23 protein-coding genes are annotated in these 20874 nt (G+C 74.8%); 11 read left to right on the top strand and 12 right to left on the bottom strand.

The window, feature by feature from the left end; genetic code table 11:
• Positions 1-5 precede the first annotated feature (5 nt).
• The gene (locus C7Y72_RS03335) at positions 6-506 is read left to right on the top strand and encodes a nuclear transport factor 2 family protein (RefSeq protein ID WP_107567185.1); all 501 of its coding nucleotides are present in this window, start codon (positions 6-8) and stop codon (positions 504-506) included.
• Here C7Y72_RS03335 and C7Y72_RS03330 read toward each other — a convergent pair whose 3' ends face one another.
• Positions 507-854 (bottom strand): PRA1 family protein, encoded by a 348-nt coding sequence (locus C7Y72_RS03330; protein ID WP_107567184.1) that lies wholly within the window; start codon positions 852-854, stop codon positions 507-509. It abuts the gene before it with no gap.
• Positions 855-896: 42 nt separating this feature from the next.
• Here C7Y72_RS03330 and C7Y72_RS03325 point away from each other — a divergent pair, with 42 nt between their 5' ends.
• From C7Y72_RS03325 to C7Y72_RS03315, 4 genes are read left to right on the top strand one after another with little or no spacing between them, the layout of a single operon-like run.
• Complete coding sequence (locus tag C7Y72_RS03325; protein WP_107567183.1) at positions 897-2480, top strand: FAD-binding oxidoreductase; 1584 nt, start codon at positions 897-899, stop codon at positions 2478-2480.
• Positions 2481-2490: 10 nt separating this feature from the next.
• Positions 2491-3192, top strand: coding sequence for a hypothetical protein (locus tag C7Y72_RS03320; protein WP_107567182.1), 702 nt, complete (start codon positions 2491-2493; stop codon positions 3190-3192).
• Complete coding sequence (locus C7Y72_RS23065) at positions 3189-3512, top strand: hypothetical protein (protein WP_158276611.1); 324 nt, start codon at positions 3189-3191, stop codon at positions 3510-3512. The genes C7Y72_RS03320 and C7Y72_RS23065 overlap by 4 nt, the downstream gene beginning before the upstream one ends.
• Positions 3509-4393 carry a ketopantoate reductase family protein gene (locus tag C7Y72_RS03315; protein WP_158276610.1) on the top strand — a complete coding sequence of 295 codons (885 nt, stop codon included), beginning with the start codon at positions 3509-3511 and terminating at the stop codon, positions 4391-4393. Before C7Y72_RS23065 ends, C7Y72_RS03315 begins: the two co-directional genes overlap by 4 nt.
• 92 nt (positions 4394-4485) lie before the next feature.
• On the opposite strand, the gene C7Y72_RS03310 is transcribed toward C7Y72_RS03315, so the two are convergent.
• From C7Y72_RS03310 to C7Y72_RS03295, 5 genes are all read right to left on the bottom strand, one after another.
• Positions 4486-5115, bottom strand: coding sequence for a response regulator (locus tag C7Y72_RS03310; RefSeq protein WP_107567180.1), 630 nt, complete (start codon positions 5113-5115; stop codon positions 4486-4488).
• A complete protein-coding gene (locus tag C7Y72_RS03305; RefSeq protein ID WP_107567179.1) occupies positions 5115-6416 on the bottom strand; it encodes an ATP-binding protein in 1302 nt (433 codons plus the stop codon). Before C7Y72_RS03305 ends, C7Y72_RS03310 begins: the two co-directional genes overlap by 1 nt.
• Positions 6417-6425: 9 nt before the next feature.
• Positions 6426-6602 carry a hypothetical protein gene (locus C7Y72_RS23060; protein ID WP_158276609.1) on the bottom strand — a complete coding sequence of 59 codons (177 nt, stop codon included), beginning with the start codon at positions 6600-6602 and terminating at the stop codon, positions 6426-6428.
• Positions 6599-7846, bottom strand: a complete 1248-nt coding sequence (locus C7Y72_RS03300; protein WP_158276608.1) for a PspC domain-containing protein — start codon at positions 7844-7846, stop codon at positions 6599-6601. Before C7Y72_RS03300 ends, C7Y72_RS23060 begins: the two co-directional genes overlap by 4 nt.
• 118 nt (positions 7847-7964) lie before the next feature.
• The gene (locus C7Y72_RS03295) at positions 7965-10382 is read right to left on the bottom strand and encodes a DUF4394 domain-containing protein (RefSeq protein ID WP_107567177.1); all 2418 of its coding nucleotides are present in this window, start codon (positions 10380-10382) and stop codon (positions 7965-7967) included.
• 81 nt (positions 10383-10463) lie between these two features.
• On the opposite strand from C7Y72_RS03295, the gene C7Y72_RS03290 reads away from it, so the two are divergent.
• Together C7Y72_RS03290 and C7Y72_RS03285 are read left to right on the top strand one after the other, a co-directional pair.
• On the top strand, positions 10464-11096 hold the full coding sequence (locus tag C7Y72_RS03290; protein ID WP_107567176.1) for an alpha/beta hydrolase family protein: 633 nt from the start codon (positions 10464-10466) through the stop codon (positions 11094-11096).
• 9 nt (positions 11097-11105) lie between these two features.
• On the top strand, positions 11106-11513 hold the full coding sequence (locus C7Y72_RS03285) for a hypothetical protein (RefSeq protein WP_199223844.1): 408 nt from the start codon (positions 11106-11108) through the stop codon (positions 11511-11513).
• 22 nt (positions 11514-11535) lie between these two features.
• Here the strand turns inward: C7Y72_RS03285 and C7Y72_RS03280 are convergent, their stop codons facing one another.
• Complete coding sequence (locus C7Y72_RS03280) at positions 11536-13080, bottom strand: Ppx/GppA phosphatase family protein (protein ID WP_158276607.1); 1545 nt, start codon at positions 13078-13080, stop codon at positions 11536-11538.
• A gap of 41 nt (positions 13081-13121) precedes the next feature.
• The gene (locus C7Y72_RS03275) at positions 13122-13499 is read right to left on the bottom strand and encodes a VOC family protein (RefSeq protein WP_107567174.1); all 378 of its coding nucleotides are present in this window, start codon (positions 13497-13499) and stop codon (positions 13122-13124) included.
• A gap of 23 nt (positions 13500-13522) precedes the next feature.
• Between C7Y72_RS03275 and C7Y72_RS03270 the strand changes: the two genes are divergently transcribed.
• From C7Y72_RS03270 to C7Y72_RS03255, 4 genes are all read left to right on the top strand, one after another.
• Positions 13523-14416 (top strand): MBL fold metallo-hydrolase, encoded by an 894-nt coding sequence (locus C7Y72_RS03270; protein WP_107567173.1) that lies wholly within the window; start codon positions 13523-13525, stop codon positions 14414-14416.
• Positions 14417-14426: 10 nt separating this feature from the next.
• Positions 14427-15182, top strand: a complete 756-nt coding sequence (locus C7Y72_RS03265; protein ID WP_158276606.1) for an MBL fold metallo-hydrolase — start codon at positions 14427-14429, stop codon at positions 15180-15182.
• A 120-nt stretch (positions 15183-15302) separates the two neighbouring features.
• Positions 15303-16697 (top strand): ABC1 kinase family protein, encoded by a 1395-nt coding sequence (locus C7Y72_RS03260; protein ID WP_107567171.1) that lies wholly within the window; start codon positions 15303-15305, stop codon positions 16695-16697.
• Positions 16673-17392, top strand: a complete 720-nt coding sequence (locus tag C7Y72_RS03255) for a TVP38/TMEM64 family protein (protein WP_146175234.1) — start codon at positions 16673-16675, stop codon at positions 17390-17392. Before C7Y72_RS03260 ends, C7Y72_RS03255 begins: the two co-directional genes overlap by 25 nt.
• Positions 17393-17427: 35 nt before the next feature.
• On the opposite strand, the gene C7Y72_RS03250 is transcribed toward C7Y72_RS03255, so the two are convergent.
• Genes C7Y72_RS03250 through pyk form a run of 4 tightly spaced genes read right to left on the bottom strand, consistent with a single transcriptional unit; the run spans position 17428 to position 20873 of the window.
• Positions 17428-17679 (bottom strand): hypothetical protein, encoded by a 252-nt coding sequence (locus tag C7Y72_RS03250; RefSeq protein ID WP_107567169.1) that lies wholly within the window; start codon positions 17677-17679, stop codon positions 17428-17430.
• 9 nt (positions 17680-17688) lie between these two features.
• Positions 17689-18342, bottom strand: coding sequence for an MBL fold metallo-hydrolase (locus C7Y72_RS03245; RefSeq protein ID WP_107567168.1), 654 nt, complete (start codon positions 18340-18342; stop codon positions 17689-17691).
• 27 nt (positions 18343-18369) lie between these two features.
• A complete protein-coding gene (locus tag C7Y72_RS03240; RefSeq protein ID WP_107567167.1) occupies positions 18370-19443 on the bottom strand; it encodes a L,D-transpeptidase family protein in 1074 nt (357 codons plus the stop codon).
• Positions 19440-20873, bottom strand: a complete 1434-nt coding sequence (gene pyk, locus C7Y72_RS03235) for a pyruvate kinase (RefSeq protein ID WP_107567166.1) — start codon at positions 20871-20873, stop codon at positions 19440-19442. Before pyk ends, C7Y72_RS03240 begins: the two co-directional genes overlap by 4 nt.
• Position 20874 lies beyond the last annotated feature (1 nt).

Raw genomic sequence — 20874 nt, 5'->3', positions numbered from 1 at the left:
GCGCCATGTCCAGCGCGCAGGAGCACGTCGCCGTCATCGACCGGCTGTACGCGGCGCTCGCCGCCGGGGACGGCGAGGCGATGGCCGCCTGCTACACCCCGGACGCCGTGTTCGAGGACCCCGCGTTCGGCGAGCTGCGCGACGGTGCCGCCCAGGACATGTGGCGGATGCTCACCGCCCGCGCCTCCGGGGTCGAGGTCGAGGTCCCCGAGCGCGACGCCGACGAGCAGACCGGGCACGCCCGCTGGATCGCCCGCTACGACTTCCAGGGCCGCCCGGTGGTCAACGAGATCCGTGCGCGGTACGTGTTCCGCGACGGCCTGATCGCCGATCACCGCGACAGCTTCGACCTGCACGCCTGGGCCGCGCAGGCGATGGGACCGCTCGGCAAGGTGCTCGGCCACTCGCCGGTCCTGCGGCTGCTCGTGCGCCGCCGCACCGCCGGGCAGCTCGCCGCGTTCCGCCAGGGGCGGATGCCGCTGCGCGCACCCGCCGGCCGCGCCTGATCAGCCGCCGTAGAAGAGGATCCCCACGCCGCCGGTGGCGAGCAGCAGCACGACCCCGATCCCGCACAGCGCGATCAGCGCGGTGCGCCGCGGGCCGGGGAAGATCAGGTCCGGGTGCCGGTAGAGCGCCAGCAGCGCCAGGACGATCCCGATCAGCGGCTGCCCGAGGATCGCCAGCGCCACGACCCCGACGACGAGGTCCGCCTCGACCAGGCGCGGCAGGCCCGGCAGCCGCACCCCGCGGCGCTGCGCCCGGGCGCGACGGTGCGCCTCGAGGTCGGTGCCGCACACCGCGCACCCCGCCGCGAACTGACTGACCGGCTCCTTGCAGTTCGGGCACACCGCCATGCTCCACAGGCTACGCGCGGCCCGTCCGGATAGCGTCAGCGCATGAGCGCGCGGACACGCAGCTGGTGGGGCTGGGGCTACGACGACGGGCACCAGCCCGTCGAGGCGCTGCGGGCCGCCGCCCCGGCGATCGTGCAGCAGCTCGGCTTCGGCAGCGCCGAGGTGGAGGAGCCCGCCCGGCTCGCCGACGTCCTCGCGACCCTCCCCGCGCCGCGCGTCCCGGTCCCCGCGGCGCTGCGGGGGATCCTCACCACCGACGGCGAGCAGCGGATCCGCCACGCCCAGGGGAAGTCCTACCTCGACACCGTCCGCGCCTTCCGCGGCGTCATCGAGCATCCCGTCGACGCGGTCGCCCGTCCCCGCGACGAGCACGAGCTCGAGGCCGTCCTGGCGTGGGCGGCGGACGCCCGCGTCGCGGTCATCCCCTACGGCGGCGGCACCAGCGTCTGCGGCGGCGTCGAGCCGCGCGAGCTCGGACCGCGGTTCGAGGGCGCCGTCTCCGTCGACCTCGGGGCGCTCGACGCCCTGCACGAGCTCGACGACGTCTCGCGCGCGGCGCGCATCGGCGCCGGGGCGAGCGGCCCGCGGCTCGAGGAGCAGCTGCGGGCGCACGGGATGACGATGCGGTTCTTCCCCCAGTCGTTCGAGCTCTCGACCCTCGGCGGCTGGATCGCCACGCGCGCCGGCGGGCACTTCGCGACGGTCTGGACGCACGTCGACGACCTCGTCGAGAGCGTCCGGGCGATCACCCCGATCGGGGCGTGGGCGTCGCGGCGCCTGCCCGGCTCCGGGGCCGGACCGTCCCCCGACCGGCTGCTGCTCGGCAGCGAGGGCACGCTCGGCGTGATCACCGAGGCCTGGGTGCGCGTGCAGCCGCGGCCCGAGCACCGGGCCTCGCGTGCGGTCCGGTTCCCGACCTTCCTCGCCGGGGCGGACGCCGTGCGCGCCCTGTCCCAGAGCGGGCTGCTGCCCGCCAACTGCCGCCTCGTCGACCCGCTGGAGGCGCAGCAGACCGGGGCCGGTGACGGGACGACCGCGCTGCTCGTCCTCGGGTTCGAGTCGACCGACCACGACGTCGCCGACCGGCTCGACCGCGGGCTGGCGATCTGCCGGGAACACGGCGGCTCACCGGACGAGCCGCGCGCCGGCGGCGCCGTCTCCGCCTGGCGCGACGCGTTCCTGGCGATGCCGTACCTGCGCGACACGCTCATGCAGGTCGGGGTGCTCGCGGACACGTTCGAGACGGCGATCACCTGGGACCGGTTCCCCGCGTTCCACGAGACGGTGGTGGGCGCCACGCGCGCCGCGCTCGGCGAGCCGTGCCGCGTGACCTGCCGCTTCACCCACGTGTACCCCGACGGCCCCGCGCCGTACTACACCGTCATCGCGCCCGCCCGGCGCGGCGACGAGGTCGCCCAGTGGCAGGCGATGAAGGACGCGGCCAGCCGCGCGATCGTCGCCGCCGGCGGCACGATCACCCACCACCACGCGGTCGGACGCGACCACCGCCCCTACTACGAGACGCAGCGACCGGACGTGTTCGCCGCCGCGCTGCGCGGCGCGAAGGCCGCGATCGACCCGGCGGGCGTGATGAACCCCGGGGTGCTGCTGCCCGCTGAGGCGTAGGCTGCCCGGCATGCGCCGCCTCCTCGTCCTGCCCGTCCTCGCCGCCGCCGCGTTCGCGGTCGGGCCCGCGGACGCCCAGGACACCCCGCTGCCGCTCGACGAGCCGCTGCAGCTGAACGTCGACCGCGACCCGGAGCTCGAGACGATCCGCGTCCGCACGGTCCGCTGCTACGTCGACGGCGAGACGTCACCGCCGCCCTGCGCCGATCCCGACGGCGTGCGCGACATCATGGTCGAGCTCGTCAACGTCTGCGACGGCGCCGAGAAGGCGACGCCCCTGCTCGTGCGGACCGAGAACTTCGTCAGTGGCGCGCAGTCCCTGGAGATCGACGGCGACCCCGCCGACCGCGAGTTCATCATCGCCGCCGCCAGCGGGGCGAGCGGGCGCAACGGCCAGATCGTCGTCGGGGACGTCCGCGACCGCGGCGACGGCTGCCCGCGCGTCAAGCGCCTGCTGAGCCTCGGCCCGTTCCGGGCCGCGACGGTCCGGCCCAAGGGCGCGAAGTACCACAGCACCGGGGACGTCGTGGCGGAGAACCTCCGCAAGGACTTCAAGGGCAAGGAGCTGCAGGTCCTGCAGCCCTGGTACACGTCCCGCGACGCGGGCTGCTGCCCGAGCTTCGTGTCCAAGGCGCTCTACCGCTACAAGGCCTCGACCGACAGCTACGTGCGCTACAAGTCGGTGACGATGCGATCGGACGAGGTGCGATGAGCAACCCCGAGGCGAAGAACTTCGAGGCCATCGTCAAGGCCAAGGACCAGCACAACAAGAGCTGCCCGTTCCCGCCGCACACCGTGCGGATGAACCCGTTCGAGATCGAGCGGATGCAGTGGGAGGAGGGCGACACCATCGCCGGTCTCGTGCTCGAGGCCGACGGCAAGGTCGGGACCGGGTCGTTCCGTCTCGTCTGCGACGGCATGGAGCCGCCGGAGCTCGAGATCGAGCAGACCGAGACGATCACCGCGCCCGCCGAGCCGCTCGTCGTGCCCGTCGGGCCGACGCGCGAGAACGACCCCTACGCCGCCTCTTGATCGCGGTCCTCGGACCGGGCGGCGTCGGCGGCCTCGTGGCCGGGGCGCTCGCGCACGCGGGCGAGCCCGTCGTCCTGCTCTGCCGCGAGGAGACCGCCGACACGCTCGCGCGCACCGGGCTGCACGTGACCTCGCGCGCGCTCGACGAGGACTTCGTCGCCTGGCCGCGCATCGCCACGACGCTCGACGAGCCCGTCGACGCGCTGCTCGTGGCCAGCAAGGCGACCACGCTGAGCGCCTCGCTGGAGCGGGTCGCCCCCGACGCGCCGCGGCTCGTCGTCCCGCTCCTCAACGGCCTCGACCACATGGAGGTGCTCCGCGCGCGGTTCGGGGACGCCCGCACGCGCGCCGGGGTCATCCGCGTGCAGAGCGACCGTCCCGCGGTCGGTCGCATCGTCCAGGACAGCGCCGCGGTGCGGATCGACATCGCGGGGCCCGAGACCGACATCCCGCCCGTCGCCGCGCTCGCGCGCGCGCTGCGCAGCGCCGGCATCGAGACGCGCACGGGCGCGAGCGAGGCGGACGTGCTGTGGAGCAAGCTCGCCCGCCTCAACGCGATCGCGTGCGCGACGACCGCGTTCGACGCCACGCTCGGGGAGATCCGCGAGGACCCGTCGCGCCTGTCCGCCCTGCACGCGGCGATCGCGGAGACCGCCGCGGTCGCCCGCGCCGAGGGCGCCGACGTCGACACGGACACGACGATCGCCGAGGTCGACGCACTGCGCGGCGACCAGTCCAGCTCGATGGCCCGCGACGTCGCAGCCGCGCGGGCGCCGGAGCTCGACGCGATCCCGGGTGCGGTGCTGCGCGCGGCCGCCCGGCACGGCATCGCCACCCCGGCGGTGGAGTACCTCCACGCCCGGATCGCCGCCCGCGCCTGACGGCGCCCCGCCCCGCCCCGCAGGCGTCGAACAGGGAGTTCTTCGCCTCTGACCGGAAGAACTCCCTGTTCGGCCGCTGGCGGGCGCCGGACCTAGTCGATGAGGTGGCGGGCTGAGGCCCAGCGGGCGAGCTCGTGGCGGCTGGAGAGCTGCAGCTTGCGCAGGACCGCGCTGACGTGCGCCTCGACCGTCTTGACCGAGATGCCGAGGCGGTGGGCGACCTCCTTGTACATGTAGCCGCGGGCGATGTGGCGCAGGACCTCGCGCTCGCGGTCGGTGAGGAGGTCGAGCTCGGGGTCGGCGACGGGCTCGCGCCCGGCGAACGCGTCCAGCACGTAGCCCGCCAGGCGCGGGGAGAACACGGCGTCCCCGTCGGCGACGCGGCGCACCGCGTCGGCGAGCTCGTCGCCCGCGATCGACTTCGTCACGTAGCCGCGCGCGCCCGCCCGGACCACGGCGATGACGTCCTCGGCGGCGTCGCTGACGCTCAGGGCCAGGAACCGCGTGCCGGGCGTGTCGCCCGCGCCGCGCAGGACGGCCACCCCGCCGCCGTCGGGCATGTGGACGTCCAGCAGGACGACGTCCGGGGCGGTGGCGCGGATCAGCTCGATCGCCGCGGCGACCGTCCCCGCGTCCCCGACGACCTCGACGGCGTCGCCGAGCTCGGCGCGCACGCCCGAGCGGACGAGGTCGTGGTCGTCGACGATCGCGACGCGCAGCATCAGCGGCTCCCTGCCTCGGGACGGTCCAGGACGAGCTCCACCTCGGTGCCCTCTCCGGGGGCGGAGCGGACGACGGCGCGGCCGCCGTGGCGGGCCATCCGCCCGACGATCGACTCGCGCAGACCGCGGCGGTCCTCCGGGACGGTGTCGGGGTCGAAGCCCGCGCCGCGGTCGCGGACGAACACCTCGACGCGCTCGGGGCCCACCTCGGCGAACACGTCCACCCGGCCGGTCCCCGCGAACTTCGCGGCGTTCACCGCGGCCTCGCCCGTCGCGCGCACGAGCGCCGCGACGTGGTCGTCGAGCGCGACGTCGCCGACGGTCACCACCTCGACGGTCACGGCGTGCCGCTCCTCGACGTCGGCGGCGGCGGCGCGCAGGGCCCCCGTGAGGGTGGTGGCGCCCCCGGCCTCCTGACCGCGCCCCGAGAGCCAGTCGCGCAGCTCGCGCTCCTGCCGGCGGGCGAGCGTCGCGACCTCCCGGTCGTCGCCGGCGCGCCGCTGGATCAGCGCGAGCGTCTGCAGCACCGAGTCGTGCAGGTGCGCGGCCATCTCCGCGCGCTCCTCCGAGCGGATGCGCTGCGCGCGCTCCTCGCGCAGCGTCGAGAGCAGCCCGAGCCACGAGCTGCCGAAGATCAACGTGACCCCCGCCAGGACGATCGCGCCCGCGACGACGAGGTCCCGCAGCGTGCCGATCGCGTTGGTCGCCTCGAGCAGCGCGACGAGCCCGGCGGCGATCAGGGCGATCCCCGCGAGCGTGCGCGGGCCGAGCCCGGGCAGCTCGCGCAGCAGCGCACGGCCCGAGGCCGCCCCGGCCCCACCGGGCCCGCGCCAGCGCCCCTCGTCGGTCGGCAGGGCGGGCGCGGGCGCCGGGTCGGCGAGCGGCTGTCCGGAGCGCCAGAGCAGCACGACACCCGCGACGGTCAGCACGACGGGCCACAGCAGCGGGGCGCCGTCGGGGGCGGCGCCGAGCTCCTGCAGGGCCAGGACCACGGAGGCCGCGAGCATGCCCGCCCCGGCCGCGACCCGCCAGCCCAGCGCCTGCGGGCTCGGGGAGGCGGTCGCGTCGCCGGACATGAACGTCCACGCCAGCAGGTACCCGCCGATCCCCGCCCCGCCCGTGGACAGCCCGAGCACGACCGCCACGACGCGGACGAGCCGCGGGTCGAGGTCCAGGGCGCGCGCCAGGCCGGCGCAGACGCCCGCCAGCACCGCCCCGTCGCCGGTGCGCTGCGCGCCGCGCAGGCTGCGCCCCGTCCGGGCCGGGGCCGAGGTCGCGGGATCGGAGGCGGCGGTCGCCACGACCGGATCCTACGACCCGTCCCGCAGCCCGCCGACCAGCAGCGTGGCACCCGCGCCCGCGAGCACCAGCGACGCCGTCCAGCCGAGCGTGAGGTCGACCTCGCCGGTGCCGTCGAGCAGCAGGAAGAGGCCGATGACCAGCAGCGCGACGCCGCCGACGAGGGAGGTGAGGTCCAGGCGCCTCATCGCGTGCGGCCCTCCGTCACGCCGTCCTGCTGGATGCGGATCTCGCCGAACGTGACCTTCGCGTCGACGACGACCCGGCGCAGGCTGCGCACCGGGCTCTGCACCTCGAGGTCGGCGTCGCTGCCGTCCTCCTCGCGTCCGAGCACCTCGAGCGCGCCGCCGCTGACCCGTCCCCGGGCCACCAGGGCGACCCCGGCGGGCACGCGGACGCGCAGCTCGCCGACGCCCTGACGGACCTTCACGGTCGTCGTGCCGACGGGGAAGACCACGTCGCGCAGGTCGATGCGCTGGTCGCCGACGCCCAGCCGGTACCCGTCGGCGGGCAGACCGGCGACGGTGGCGGGACGCTCGCGGCGCTCGCCGATCCCGCCCTCCAGGTCGAGGTCGGTCGCGGCGAGGAAGCCGCCGATCGACGCGGTCGCGAAGCCCAGGAGCAGCAGGGCGCGCGAGCCGCCGAACGGCGCGGCGGCCACGGCACCCGCCCCGAGCAGGAGCACGCCGATCGCCACCGCGGTCCCGCCGCCGAGGTCCGCGCCCGCGACGGAGACCAGCGCGCCCAGCGCCCCGAGCGCGAGCAGGACGAGCCCGAGCACGACGCGGGCCTGCACGCCGCGCCGCGGGGGCTCCGCGCGGCCGAACGGGTCGGGTGGCGCGGCGGGCCCGCCCGGGCCGCCGCCGTCGGGCCAGTCCGGCGGGAGGACGACGGTCGGCTCGTCGTCCGAGGCGGCCGTGGGCTGCTCCGCGGTCGGTGGCCCGGGCGCGACGGTCGTGGGGGCCTCGTCGTCCGCGGTGGGCGCCGGAGCGGTCGCCGTGGCCGCCACGACGGTCTCGCGGCGGCGGTCGTTGCGCACGCTGAGGACGACGAGCGCCACCCCGGCGGCGAGGATCGCCAGCCACGGCCCGCCGTCCCACCAGTCCCACGGCAGCGGACCCGCGCCGAAGACCACCGCGGCGAGCGCGAGCCCGCCGAGGATCAGCGGCGCGCGGTCGTCGTCGTCCAGGCGGCCGGACCGCGCGAACGGCTGGTCGCGGCCCTCCTCGGGCACGAGCACCAGCACCGTCAGGTACGCCAGCAGGCCGGCGCCACCGAGGAAGGTCAGCACCACGGTCGCGACGCGGACGAGGCCGACGTCGATGCCGAGGTGGCGGGCCATGCCGGCGCAGACGCCGCTCAGGACCCGGTCGTGGCGGGGGCGCACCAGCCGGGGCCGCGCCGTGGAGGGGGAGGGAGGATCGGTCGCCATCATGGCCCGGATGCTGCCGGGCGTGGCCGTCGCCGACCATCCGGAATGACCCTGAGGACGACCCGGGGGTCGGCGCGCACGCCGACCCCCGGGGTCCTGCCGGACGGGGGGTCCGGGGCTACTTGAACGCGCGCACGGTCAGTGCCGTGACGTTCGTCGTCTTGCCCGACGGGTCCTTGACCTTCAGCGGCAGCTTGAAGGTCGCGGAGCGCAGGCTCTTGCGGCCGAGCGCGGTGCGGGCCTTGCTCGTGAGCTTCAGGCGCACGAGCCTCGTCGCGCCCGCGGAGACCTTCGTGGCCTTCAGCGTCGCGATGTTCTTGCCGGACCGCTTGGCCAGTGCCGAGCTCGCGGTCAGGTTGCCGCTGACCTCGCAGGCCTGCGTGCAGTACAGCCGCACGAGGATGCCCTTGCTGCGCAGCGTGCTGAGCCGGATCTCGTCGGTCGCCGCGCGGACGAACACGAACGGCGCGGTCGCCGGGACGAGCACCGGGACCGTGACGGTCACGGTCTGGCCGGGACCGGTCCCGACGCTGGCCGGGATCTCGTCGTCGAGGATCGACACCGCGGTCAGCGCCGGGGTGCTGATCCGCGCCCCGCCGGTCGAGGCGGTCAGCGCGACGGCGAACGTCTTCGTGCCCTCCGCGACCGCGTCGTCGATCACCGGGACGGACACGGTCTTCACCGTCTCACCGGGCTGGAACGTCACCGAGCCGGAGGTCGCCGTGTAGTCGGTGCCCGCCTTCCCGGTCCCGTCGGCCGTCGTGTAGGAGACCGTCGCGGCGCTGTCGGCGCCGTTCTCGCGGACGATCGTCACGGTCGCCGTGCCGCCGTTCTCCGCCACGGCCGTCGAGGCCGCGCCGAAGCGGACGGTCGAGCCCGTGAAGGCCGTCAGGCCGTCGACGACCGTGCCCGCCGGCTGCGCGATCGTGCCGGTCGGGATCGCCTTCGCCTCGCTGCTCAGGCCACCCTCGGCGCCGATCGTGTAGAGCCGGTAGACGTTCGGCTCGGCCGCCGTCGCGAACGCGCCGACGCGGCGGTTGAACGGGCCGACGATGTCGTAGCCCCCGCGGTCGGTGACGTCCACCTGCAGCGCGCCGGCGACGTTGCCGGCGGCCGCGGTGCCCAGCGGCGTCGGGACGCCGGGGTTGTTCGCGTCGGCGGCGGTCAGCAGCTCGTTGGTCGTCGAGTCGATGTACTGGATCTGCGTGGTCGCCGTGTCCGACGTGTTGTTCGTGTACGCGACCTCGGTGATCTTCTGGGTCGGGGCCGTGAAGGCGGCGTCCGGGGAGCCGTTCATCGCGGTGCCCGCCGCGGCGTTGTCGACGTTGATCCGCAGGTTCTGGCGGTTGTCGGAGACGATCCGCAGCCGGTCGGCGGCGGGGTTGAAGTCGACGCCGAAGCGCGTCCCGTCCAGGGCGACCGGGATCTGGTTGTTCGGGGCGGCGGTCGCGACCCCGGAGTTCGGCTCGATCAGGAAGATCTTGCCGGTCGAGCTGACGCCGTACACCTGGCCGGTGCGCGGACGGGTGTCGATCCCGACCAGGCGCTCACCCGCGGGGAGACCCGTGACCGGCACCGTGCCGGAGACCGTGCCCGGGTCGTCGGAGCGGAACTGGAACAGCTGCTGGCCGCCGTTCGCGTCCGTCGCGAGACCGAGGAAGGTGACCGTGTCCTTCGGGGCGAGCGCGAAGTCGACGAGCGGGTCGGCCTGCCCGAGGGCGCCCGAGGTCGCCGTCGCCGCGCCGGTCGTGAGATCAACCGTGTAGAAGCGCCGTGCGGGCGTGGCGCCGAGCGTGTTCAGCAGCGCGATCGCCCGGTTGGTGCCCGGGACGATGTCGAAGCCGCCGACGTTCGTGATGTCCACGCCGAGCGCGCCGACGGTGTTCAGCGTGCCCGCGTTCGGCGGGGTCTGGGTGACGAGGACGTCGTTGCCCGCGTCGAGGTTGTACAGCGTGGTGGCCGTCGTGCCCGCGAACGAGTTCGTGTACGCGGCGTGCCCGACGTCCGGGTTGTCGCCCGCGTTGGCGTCCCCGCCGGCGAACGCCAGCGTCCCGTCGCCCGGGGTCCCGGGCACCGCCTGGGCCGTCACGCCGTTGGACGGGTTGACGCGCAGGTTCTGGTCGGCGTCGCTGACGATCCGCAGCCGGTCGGCGGCGGGGTTGAAGTCGAGGTCGAACGACGTGCCGCTGATGGCGATGTCGGCGCCGGCGGCGCTGCCGTCCTTCAGCACGCCGACGAGCGTGGCGGCCCCGGTGGCCGGGTTGATGCGCAGGAGGCGGCCCTGGGTCCCCGAGACCCCGAGGCCGTAGAGCACGCCGTTGGCGGGCCGGACGTCGATGCCGACGACCTTCTCACCGGTGGCCAGACCGCTGATGTCGATCGCGGTGGCCTGCTGGTTGGGCGTGGCCGTGTCGAAGGTGGTCAGCTTCGTGCCGCTCGCGAGCAGCCCGTACGCGGTGTCCGCCATCGCCGGGGCGCTGAGCCCGAGCGTGGCCACCGTGGTTGCTGCGGCGATGAGCCGCGTCCGTCCCTGCATGTGATTCGTCCTCCCGAAGGTGGTGGGGATCCCTGTGCACCGCTCTTCGCGCGGCCGCCGGTTCTGGTTCACTCGGCCCGGATGACCGACGTCCTGGCGCTTTCGACCCCCCACGGGCCGGCCCGCGCCCACTGCCTGCTGCGCCCGGACGCCCCGGTCGCGCTCGTCCTCGGCCACGGGGCCGGGGGGTCGGTGACCGCCCCGGACCTGCAGGCGGTCACCGCGCGCGTCGTCGCGGACGGGGGCTCGGTCGTGCTGGTCGAGCAGCCCTACCGCGTCGCCGGGAAGCGCTCGGCGCCCCGCGCCCCCACGCTCGACGCCGCGTGGCTCGCCGTCCTCGAGGCGCTGCGTGCGGGGCCGCTCGCGAACGTGCCGCGGCTGGTCTGCGGCGGCCGGTCCTCCGGTGCGCGCGTGGCCTGCCGGACCGCGACCGCGGTCGGCGCCGACGCGGTGCTGTGCCTCGCCTTCCCGCTGCAGCCGCCGCCGCGTCGCAGCGGTCCGGCCCCCTCACGCCAGCCGGAGCTCGACGCGGCCGGCGTCCCGGTGCTCGTCGTCCAGGGGGAGAGCGACCGCTTCGGCGTCCCCGCGCCCGACCCGGACCGCGCGCGCGAGGTCGTGGTGGTGGCGGGGGACCACGGGCTCAAGCGCGACGTCGCCGGGACCGCGGCGATCGCGGCCGCCTGGCTCGCGCGCACGGTCGGCCCGGGCGCGTAGGCTCGCGCCATGCGCATCGACCAGCACGTGGCCGGCCTGCTCGTCGGGGTGGCGTCCGCCGTCGGGACCGAGGTCCTCGTCCGTCGGCACGCGCCGCGCCGGCGCCTGGCCCTGCTCGGCGCCGGGCTCCCGGTGGCCGCCGCGATCTACCCGGCCGCCCGCAGCGGTGACCGGCACGGCCACCACGCCCGCCGCGAGGTCGCGGCGCTCGCCGCGTACAGCGCGTGGGTCCTCGCGTCGAGCCGTGCCGACCGCGACCGCGCCGCCCGGCTGCTCGCCGCCGGCTGGGCCAGCCACGCCGCGTTCGACGCCCTCCACGACGGTGGCGGGCACAGCCTGATCCCGGCCTGGTACCCCGCGCTCTGCGCCGGCTACGACGTCGTGATCGCCGCCGGGCTGCTGCAGCGCCGCGCCTGAGCGCGGCGCGCCCCGGCGCCGCTCAGACGACGACCAGCCGCCGGTCGAACGCGCGCGTGAAGAGCGGGTTCTCGCGCTGCGCCGCCCAGCGCGGGACGCTGACGTCCTCGAGCGCGTCGAGCGTCAGCTCCACCCGCTCGTCGTCGACGCGCACGCCGACCGACCGGACGGCCTGGTCGCGCGAGCGCTCCAGGTCCTCCGCCAGCCGCAGCAGCACCGCGCAGCGGTCGAGCACGCGCCCGTCGCCCGCACGGAAGTGGTGCGCCAGCGGGCCCGGGTCCGGGGATCCCTTGCGGTGGTAGCGCGCCGCCTGGGCGACGATCGCCACCTCGCGCGGCGAGAACCCGGGCAGGCCGGCGTTGAGGATCAGGTAGCGCGTGTGCTTGTGGTGGTCGTCGTAGTCGATCGCCACGCCGATGTCGTGCAGCGTGCTCGCCGCCCACAGCAGCTCGCGCTCGATCGGGTCGCCCGGGTGCAGGCCCGCCGCGGCGAGGTCGTCGAACAACCCGAGGGCCAGGGTGGCGACGTGCGCGGTGTGCGCAGGCTCGACCCCGTACTGGGCGGCGAGGTTCAGGACGCTCGCCGAGCGCACGTCCTCGAACAGCGGCGGATCGCCGCGGTCCTCGAGGAACCGGGAGTAGAAGACGCCCTCGCGCAGCCCGGCCTCGGTCGCCTCGATCGCCGGGAACCCCCCGATCTCCATGACCGACTGGATGACCGTGAGCCCCGCGACGATGACGTCCGCCCGGGCCGGCTTCACGCCCGGGACGCTGCCGCGCTCGGACCGCGGGAGCGCCGCGACGCGCTCGACCAGCTCGTCGACGCACGCCCGCTCTACCGCGTACCCCTGCACGCCGCCCCCCGCGGGCATGTCCGCCATCCGCTGCGCGGCGACCGCGAGGTTGCGGACCGTGCCGCCGACCCCGACGAGCCGCTTGCCGCTGCGCCCGATCCACGGGTGCGCCTCGAGCTCGGCGGCCACGTGCGCGCGCAGGCGGTCGAGCTGCTTCGGCGTCGCCGGACCGGCGTGGTCGAGGAACCGCTCGGTCATGCGCACAGCGCCCAGCGGCCAGGAGGCGCGGTCGGTCGCGTGGCGGCCCGTGACCCCGACGAGCTGCATCGAGCCGCCGCCGATGTCCAGGACGGCGCCGTCCGCGAGCGTCGTCGAGTTCACCGCGGCCAGGTAGCCGTAGTGGGCCTCCTCCTCGCGCGACAGGACGCGGATGTCCATGCCGCCCTTCTTGCGCGCCCGCTGCAGGAACGTCGCCTGGTTCGTGGCGTCGCGGATCGCGCTCGTGGCCACCGCGTCGATCTCGTCCGGCTGCAGGCCGCTCGCCGCGCAGAAGTGCGAGAAGACCGTGATCGTGTCGAGCGCCCGCTTCATCGGCTCGGCGCCCAGCGCGCCGGTCGCCGCCATCCCCTCGCCGATGCGGACCGGCTGGTAGATCTCGTCGGTGCGCCTCCACCAGCCGTCCACCGCCGTGAAGACGACCAGGCGGAACGAGTTGGAGCCGAGGTCGCAGACGGCGAGCCGACGGCGGGCGGGGGATGCGGGGACCTCCGTCACGGCCCGCATCCTCGCGCATCCGGCGGCGGGAGTCCCGTGTGCTACCCGGACGTCTCGATGAGCTCGATCCGGTAGCCGTCCGGATCCCGCACGAAGCACAGCCGGGAGCCGCCCTCGCGGATGCTGTAGGGCGGCTTCTCCGGCTCGATGCCCTTCTCGGCGAGCGCCGCCAGCGTCGCGTCGAGGTCCTCGCTGGTGATCGCGATGTGGTTGTAGCCGGTGCCGAGGTCGTAGGAGTCGACCCCGAAGTTGTAGGTCAGCTCCAGCCGGGCGCCGTCCCCCGGCAGGCCCATGAAGACGTTGATCGCCTCGTCGCGGATCGGCATGCGGCGCAGCTCCTCGAAGCCCAGGGCCTCGTAGAACGCGACCGAGCGATCGATGTCGCCGATGCGGTAGCAGGTGTGGAGAAGGGCGGGCATGACCCAGACCCTACCCTCCACCGATGCTCCCTCCCTGGCTGCGCGTGCTCCCCGGCCGCACGCCGAGCGCGACCGTCGCGCTCGTGCTCGGGCGCGCCCCCGTGCTCGTCGACGCGGGCTCCGGCCGGGTGGCGTCCCGCGCCGCGATCGACGCGCTGCTCGCCGACGCGGGTCTGCGGCCCGGCGACCTCACCGCGGTGCTCCTCACCCACGCCCACGACGACCACGTCGGCGGGGTCGGCCGGCTCGCGCGCGAGCACGGGGTGCCGGTCGCGCTCCACGCCGCCGACCTGGACCACCGGTGCGATCGCGCGTTCCTGGCCTTCGACGTGCCCCCGTTCCCGGTCGACCGCGTGCTCGCCGACGGGGACGTGCTCGCCGCCGGGGACCGCGAGCTGCACGTCGTGCACGTCGGCGGGCAGACGCCCGGTGCCGTCGTCTACTGGGAGCCGGTCGACCGGATCGCGCTCACCGGGGACCTCGTCCAGGACGGGGACGTCGCGTGGGCGCGCTTCCACGAGCCCGGGGGCGTCGCCGCGATGGCGGCCGCGGTCCACCGGGTCGCCGCGCTCGGCCCGCGGATCGTCGTCCCCGGCCACGGCCCGGTGGTGACCGACGTGCCGGCCGCGATCGCCCGCAGCCTGGACCGCTACGCAGCCTGGGAGCACGACCTGCCCGCCGCCGCCCGGCACGCCGGCCGCCGCGCCGTCGTCCACACGCTCGTGCACGCCCCGCGCGACGCCGCGGCGCTCGCACGGCTCCCGTGGGCGCGGCACGTCGCCGCCACCGTCGGCCTGCCCGTCGAGGGCGCGGTCGACGAGCTCGTCGCGGGACTCGCCGCGCGCGGGATCGTGCGTGAGCGCGACGGGCTGCTCCACGCGACGGTGCCCGCCGAGCCGGCCGACCCGGCGGGCTAGGGTTGGGGGCGTGATCACCGAACGCAGCCTGCTCCCCGACTTCGTGACCAACACGTACCTCGTGGCCGACAAGGAGGGCGGGACCGCCTTCTTCGTCGACGCGGGAGGCCCCGTCGCGCCGCTGATCGAGCGCGCCAAGGAGCTCGACGTCACCGTCACCCACGTCCTGCTGACCCACCACCACTACGACCACGTCTGCGACCTGCAGGCGGTCGTCGACGCCTACCCGGGCGTCGAGGTGCTCTCCAACCCGTCGGAGACCGCGCTGCTGGAGGACCAGTACGCGGCGCTCGTCACCGGCGAGGTGCTGCCCGGCGAGCGGCTCACGATCGGCGAGCTCGAGATCGACGTGCTGCACACGCCCGGCCACACGCTCGGGATGCTGTCGCTGCACGTCGGCGGCGAGGTGTTCACCGGTGACACCCTGTTCAAGAACTCCGTCGGCGGCGTCCGCGCCCCGGGGCACACGACGTTCGCGGACATCAAGCACTCGATCATGGAGGTGCTGCTCGCGCTGCCGCCGGAGACCGTGATCCGCCCCGGGCACACCGACCCGACCACGGTCGCCGACGAGTGGGAGCACAACAGCTTCGTGCGGATCTGGCGCGGCCTGGACCCCGAGGGCTCCGCGCCCTGCAAGGCGCTCGACGAGGACGCCACGCTGATCCACCTCGGCGACGACTACGACGGCGGCCACAAGGCCTGGGTGCGCTGGCCCGACGGCAGCGACGACATCGTGCCGGGCTCGAAGATCGAGCAGCTCTAGCGGCGCGGGCGGCGGCGCTCCACCATCGCGCTGCCGCCCCCGCGACGCGCCGGCTCCGCGACCGCCTGCACGCGCCCGTCGGGCAACAGCCCGGCGTACCCGTCGCGTAGATTCCCGGTCATGGCGGAGAAGGAGCAGAAGGTCCCGACCAACCGCTACGCGCGCGCCGCGCGGGTCGGGCGGATGGCCGCCTCCCAGTCGGTGAAGCAGATGGGCACGCGCGCGGCCAACACGGTGCGCTCCGACGACGCCGCCCGGCGCGCGATGGAGCGCCGGCAGTTCGAAGCCGCCGAGCAGCTCGTCACCGTCCTGGGGACCATGAAGGGCGCCGCGATGAAGCTCGGCCAGGTGCTCTCGTTCCTCGACGTCGGGATCGTGCCCGAGGAGCACCGCGAGGAGTTCCAGGCGAAGCTCGCCGCCCTGCGCGACGCGGCCCCGAAGGTCGCCTTCAAGGACATGCGCAAGGTCATCGAGGCCGATCTCGGCGAATCGCTCTCCGCGGTCTTCAGCGACTTCGACGAGGAGGCGATCGCCGCCGCGTCGATCGGCCAGGTGTACCGCGCGCGGCTGCGCGAGGACGGTCGCGAGGTCGCGGTGAAGGTCCAGTACCCGGGCGTGAACGCCGCGGTCCGGGCGGACCTGCAGAACCTCGGGATGATCATGCGGCTGATCAGCCGGCTGATGCCCGGCCTCGACACGCAGGCGCTCACACAGGAGATCCGGGAGCGGGTCGTCGAGGAGCTCGACTACGAGCTCGAGGCGTCCAACCAGAAACGGCTCGCCCGGATCTACCGCGACCACCCGTTCATCGTCATCCCCGGCGTGGTCACCGACCTGTGCCGCGAGCGCGTGATCGTCACCGAGTTCGTCGACGGGGAGGGCTTCGAGGCGTTCAAGGCCCGCTGCACCGACGAGGAGCGCGACCGGCTCGGCGAGATCGTCTTCCGCTTCTACTTCGGGTCGATGTACCGGTTCCTGCAGTTCAGCGGCGACCCGCACCCGGGCAACTTCCTCGTGATGCCCGACGGGCGCGTCTGCTTCCTGGACTTCGGGTTGTTCAAGACGATCGACCGGTCGGTCGCCGACGTGGAGACCGCCTCGCAGCGGCTCGCGCACGAGGGGCGCGGGGAGGAGCTGCGCGAGCTCTGGGTGCGCGAGGGCTTCCTCTCCAGCGAGCGCGAGATGGAGGTCGAGCGGCTGCTCGACTTCGTCAGCATGGCGTCGGGCTGGTACACGGAGGACGAGGAGGTGCAGCTGACGCCCGAGCTGGCCTCCGACGTCGTGCTCGGGGTGTCCACGCCGATGGGCGAGCACTTCGCGCGCTTCCGGCACGAGTCGATGCCGGCCGAGTACCTGTTCGGGCGGCGCCTAGAGCACCTGACGCTCGCCGTCCTCGGCCAGCTCGAGGCGAAGGCGAACTTCCACCGCATCGCGCGCGAGTGGGTCTACGGCGACGAACCGGTCACCGAGCTCGGCAAGCTCGAGGCCGCGTGGCTGGCCGACCGCCACGGCTGACCGCCCCGGTCGCCCGCGTCGGCGTCCTCGCGGGACTGCTGGTCGCGCTCCTCGCGACGCTCGCGTTCGCGGTCGACGTGTCGGCCGACGGGCTGCGCGACGAGGTCGACCGCGCGGGGGCGGCCGCACCCGTCGCGTTCGTGCTCGCCGGCGCCCTGCTGACCGTCTGCCTCTTCCCCGGGCCGCTGACCGCGGGCGCCTCGGGGCTGCTCTTCGGGACCGCGCTCGGCACCCCGATCACGATCGTTACCTTCGTCCTCGGCGGGGTGCTCGCGTTCTCGCTCGGCCGCTGGTGGGCGCACGACGCGGTCGCCGAGCTGGTCGCGCGCAACGCGCGCGCCACGCGGGTACGCGAGTGGATCGGCGCCCGTGGCTTCCTCAGCGTGCTCTACGCGCGGATCGCCCCGGGAGTCCCGTACAACCTCGTCAACTACGCGGCCGGGCTCGCGCCGGTGACGCTGCGTGCGTTCGTCGCGGCGACCGCGCTGGGCTGCGCCCCGCGCGCGTTCGCCTATACGGCGCTGGGAGGATCGCTGGACGATCTCACCTCTCCCGAGGCGATCGTCGCCGTGTCGGTGCTCGCGCTCATGGCCGTCGGCGGGCTGCTGCTCGCCCGTCGCGAGGCGCGTCTGGCCGCTCGGCGGGACAGGCTGGCCGCCGACAAGTCGGGGCCCGGCGACCGCTCGACCGTGTAGTCGCGGGTGACCCGCGCGAGCGCCGCGGCGCTCCGTCAGTCGTGGTACCAGTCCGGCGGGTCCTCCAGCACGGCCTCCATCTCGAGCCGGCCGATCGGCAGCACGGCCGTGACGTCACCGGCGCGGACGTACGCCGTCCGGTGCGGGTCCGCCGGGCCGTAGGAGATCAGCGTCACCTGGACGAAGTCCTCCGCCCCCGCCTGCTCGACGCGCTTCACCACGACGTCGGCCGGGTCGTCGCACCAGATCGCGTCCTCGTCGGCCCGGATGTACACCTTGGACGGCACGCGCCGATCCTAGGGATCGTCGTGGCCGGCAGGTCGCGACGGCCGCCACGGCTCGTCGACGTGCGTCAGCCAGGCCAGCTCGGGGTCGAGGCCGAGCACGCGGTGCTGGCCCTCCGTCGTGGGCTCGTCGAGCTCGCCGAACCACACCGCGACGTCACCGCCGACCACGACCGGCCGATCGCCGCGCTCGTCGTCGACCACCACCACCTGCATGCCGCGCGAGTGTCCCGGCGCTGGGAGCAGCCGGACACCCGGCAGCAGCTCGTGCTCGCCGTCCACGACGACGTACTCCACACCGGGCGCGTCGACCCACTCGCGGATCGTGTACCCCTGCGGCCAACGGGCGTCCTCGAGCTCGATCGCCTGCACATGGATCGGCTTCCCGGCGAGGAGGTGGTTGCCGCCGCAGTGGTCGGCGTGCAGGTGCGTGCACACGACGAGGTCGATCGACGCGAGGTCGAGGTCCTCCCGTCCGGCGAGCGGCACGATGCGCGGATCCATGTCGGCGATCGCCGGGTGGAGCTGCTCGACGCCGGTGTCGACCAGCACGCGCGCGTCGGGATGGTCGATGACGTGGACGTTGACCGGAATGCGCTCGGCCTCGCCGACGAACAGGTCGGCGACGCGGTACGGGGTGATCCTCATGGACCGTTGAGACCGCATGCGCGTCGAGAAGTCATCGCGGGCCGCTCAGGCGACGACGACCGCCGTGCCGGTCTTCGCGAACGCGTAGACCCCGGGCGCCTCCGGTGACGGGATGCGCACGCACCCGTGGGACGCGGGGAACGCCGGCACGTCCGACCACTCGTGGAACGCGATGCCCTGGTTGAAGTACGACGCGTAGGGGAGGTACACCCGGTAGGGCACCGACCACGAGCGCAGCTCCTTGCGGGAGACGGTGTACCGCCCGGTCGGCGTCGCGTTCGCGCCTGCCCCGGTCGACACGTGGATCGCCCGGACGGTCCGGCCGCCGGAAACGAGGAGGATGACGCCCTTGTCACGGAAGACCTCGATGCGCCGGGGCGGGCCACCCAGGCGCGGCTGCGGCACGCCGGCCTTCGCGAGCTTCGCCTGCGTCATCGGCCCGGCGACGCCGTCGCGCTGCAGCCCGTGCCACGCCTGGAACGCCATGACGGCCTGCGTGGTGCGGTAGCCGTTGAGCCCGTCGACCGCGTCCTGCGGGAGGAAGCGCAGGTCGGCGAGCCGCTGCTGGATCTCGCGCGTGCCGGGGACGGCGGGCCCGGGCTCCGCCGGGGTCGTCGGCGTATTGCCCAGCGACGGCTTCGGCGGCTGGTAGTCCTCGCGCTGGAGGTCGTCCTGCACGACCTTCCCGCCGACGAGCACCCGCGCGGACGTGATGTCCCCGAACTGCGTGACGGTGTAGATCAGCTGCCCGAGCCGCGCCCGTAGCAGCGAGGTCTGGTCGCTCGTGCGCTCGTCCGCGTCCGCCGGGATGCCCTGCAGCAGCCTCTTCGACATCGTCAGCCGCACCTCACCCTTGCCGGTCACCGTGAAGGAGGAGACGGTGACGCCCTTAGGCAGCTGCGTGTCGATGCCCTTGGCGCGCTCGGCGGCGGTCGGGCCCCTCAGCAGCGCCTTGAGGGTGGGGAGGACGGTCGACCCGCCCGCCGGGAGCGTCCGCGTCACGGTCCGGAACTGCTCGCCCGTCGTGTAGTAGAGCTTGACCTTCTCGGAGGCGGCCGCGCTCGCCGGGACCAAGGCGAGCACGGCGAGGCCGAGCGCCGCCGGGCGGACGGCCCTCATGTTGGCCACGTCTCGCCGGGCTGCGGCAGCGTCTGGACCTGGAAGAGCGACGTCGACCCCGGCCGGCCGCTCGGCAGCCCGGCGGTGATCCCGACGCGCTGGCCGGGCTGCAGCCAGCCGAGCTCCACGACCCGCCGGGCGGCGTCGGCGATGAGCTCCTCGGTGACCTCGTGGCGGCGCAGCGACGCGGCCCGCACGCCCCACATGAGGCCGCAGCGGCGCACGGTCTCCTTGCCCGGGGAGAGCGCGTAGATCGGCACGTTGGGGCGGTGCGCGCTCACGAGCCGCACCGAGCGGCCCGACAGCGTCGGCACGACCAGCGCGTCGAGCTCGAGGTCCCGCGCCGCCTCGCACGCGGAGTGCGCCACGGTGTAGGAGGGATCGCGGGCGTCGCGGGCGACGCGCGACTCGTTCCAGCGCCGGTAGGGCGCCTCCTTCTCCGTCTGCCGCGCGATCGCGTCGAGCATCGCGACCGCCCCGACGGGGTACGCGCCGACCGCGGTCTCCTGCGACAGCATCACGGCGTCGGTGCCGTCGAGGATCGCGTTGGCGACGTCGGTGACCTCCGCGCGCGTCGGGCGTGAGGAGTGGACCATCGAGTCGAGCATCTGGGTGGCGGTGATCGCCGGGCGCGCCAGCGACCCGGCGAGCCGCAGGAGGCGCTTCTGGACCATCGGCACCTCCTCGATCGGCAGCTCGATCCCGAGGTCGCCGCGGGCGACCATGACGCAGTCGGCGGCGCGCAGAATCTCCTCGGCGCGCGCGACGGCCTGCGGCTTCTCGATCTTCGCGATCAGCGGCACGCGCGTGTGCTCGCGCACGGACGTGATGTCCTCCGGGCGCCGCACGAACGACAGCGCGACGAGGTCGACGCCGATCGCCAGACCGGCCTTGAGGTGCTCGAGGTCCTCCGCCGGGACGGCGGGAAGCTGGTCGACCGGACCGGGGATGTTCAGCCCCTGCCGGCTGGCGACGCTGCCGGCGATCTCGACCTCGGCGTCGACCTCGCCGGGGCGGGAGGCGAGCGTCCGCAGCCGCACCGTGCCGTCGGCGAGGTAGAGGACGTCCCCGGGCTCCATCGCGTCGGCGAGGCCGTCCCAGGTGATGCTCATCCGCGTCGCGGTCCCGGGGGGCGGGTCGTCCTCCCCGCAGGTGAAGGTGACGACGTCCCCGAGGTTCAGGTCGACGCGGTCGTCGGCCAGCGGGCCGATCCGCAGCTTCGGGCCGGGGAGGTCCTGGAGGATCGCGACGGGGCGCCCGGCGCGGTTGGCGGCCTCCCGGACCATCTGCGCGGTCTCGCGGTGCTGGTCGTGGGAGCCGTGGCTGAAGTTCAGCCGCACCACGTCCATCCCCGCGTCGACCATGCGGGCGAGGGTCTCCGGATCCCGGGAGGCGGGGCCGATGGTCGCGACGATCTTCGTTCTGCGCATG

The sequence above is a fragment of the Paraconexibacter algicola genome, from assembly GCF_003044185.1.
GTDB lineage: Bacteria > Actinomycetota > Thermoleophilia > Solirubrobacterales > Solirubrobacteraceae > Paraconexibacter > Paraconexibacter algicola.
This window is presented reverse-complemented; position numbering and strand designations above follow the sequence as displayed.

What these genes read in the sequence shown, in the direction of transcription:
- C7Y72_RS03335 (WP_107567185.1), top strand. Translation starts at nt 6, where the DNA reads ATGTCCAGCGCGCAGGAGCACGTCGCCGTCATCGACCGGCTGTACGCG.
- C7Y72_RS03330 (WP_107567184.1), bottom strand. Translation starts at nt 854, where the DNA reads ATGGCGGTGTGCCCGAACTGCAAGGAGCCGGTCAGTCAGTTCGCGGCG.
- C7Y72_RS03325 (WP_107567183.1), top strand. Translation starts at nt 897, where the DNA reads ATGAGCGCGCGGACACGCAGCTGGTGGGGCTGGGGCTACGACGACGGG.
- C7Y72_RS03320 (WP_107567182.1), top strand. Translation starts at nt 2,491, where the DNA reads ATGCGCCGCCTCCTCGTCCTGCCCGTCCTCGCCGCCGCCGCGTTCGCG.
- C7Y72_RS23065 (WP_158276611.1), top strand. Translation starts at nt 3,189, where the DNA reads ATGAGCAACCCCGAGGCGAAGAACTTCGAGGCCATCGTCAAGGCCAAG.
- C7Y72_RS03310 (WP_107567180.1), bottom strand. Translation starts at nt 5,115, where the DNA reads ATGCTGCGCGTCGCGATCGTCGACGACCACGACCTCGTCCGCTCGGGC.
- C7Y72_RS23060 (WP_158276609.1), bottom strand. Translation starts at nt 6,602, where the DNA reads ATGAGGCGCCTGGACCTCACCTCCCTCGTCGGCGGCGTCGCGCTGCTG.
- C7Y72_RS03300 (WP_158276608.1), bottom strand. Translation starts at nt 7,846, where the DNA reads ATGGCGACCGATCCTCCCTCCCCCTCCACGGCGCGGCCCCGGCTGGTG.
- C7Y72_RS03295 (WP_107567177.1), bottom strand. Translation starts at nt 10,382, where the DNA reads ATGCAGGGACGGACGCGGCTCATCGCCGCAGCAACCACGGTGGCCACG.
- C7Y72_RS03290 (WP_107567176.1), top strand. Translation starts at nt 10,464, where the DNA reads ATGACCGACGTCCTGGCGCTTTCGACCCCCCACGGGCCGGCCCGCGCC.
- C7Y72_RS03285 (WP_199223844.1), top strand. Translation starts at nt 11,106, where the DNA reads ATGCGCATCGACCAGCACGTGGCCGGCCTGCTCGTCGGGGTGGCGTCC.
- C7Y72_RS03275 (WP_107567174.1), bottom strand. Translation starts at nt 13,499, where the DNA reads ATGCCCGCCCTTCTCCACACCTGCTACCGCATCGGCGACATCGATCGC.
- C7Y72_RS03270 (WP_107567173.1), top strand. Translation starts at nt 13,523, where the DNA reads ATGCTCCCTCCCTGGCTGCGCGTGCTCCCCGGCCGCACGCCGAGCGCG.
- C7Y72_RS03260 (WP_107567171.1), top strand. Translation starts at nt 15,303, where the DNA reads ATGGCGGAGAAGGAGCAGAAGGTCCCGACCAACCGCTACGCGCGCGCC.
- C7Y72_RS03245 (WP_107567168.1), bottom strand. Translation starts at nt 18,342, where the DNA reads ATGCGGTCTCAACGGTCCATGAGGATCACCCCGTACCGCGTCGCCGAC.
- C7Y72_RS03240 (WP_107567167.1), bottom strand. Translation starts at nt 19,443, where the DNA reads ATGAGGGCCGTCCGCCCGGCGGCGCTCGGCCTCGCCGTGCTCGCCTTG.
- pyk (WP_107567166.1), bottom strand. Translation starts at nt 20,873, where the DNA reads ATGCGCAGAACGAAGATCGTCGCGACCATCGGCCCCGCCTCCCGGGAT.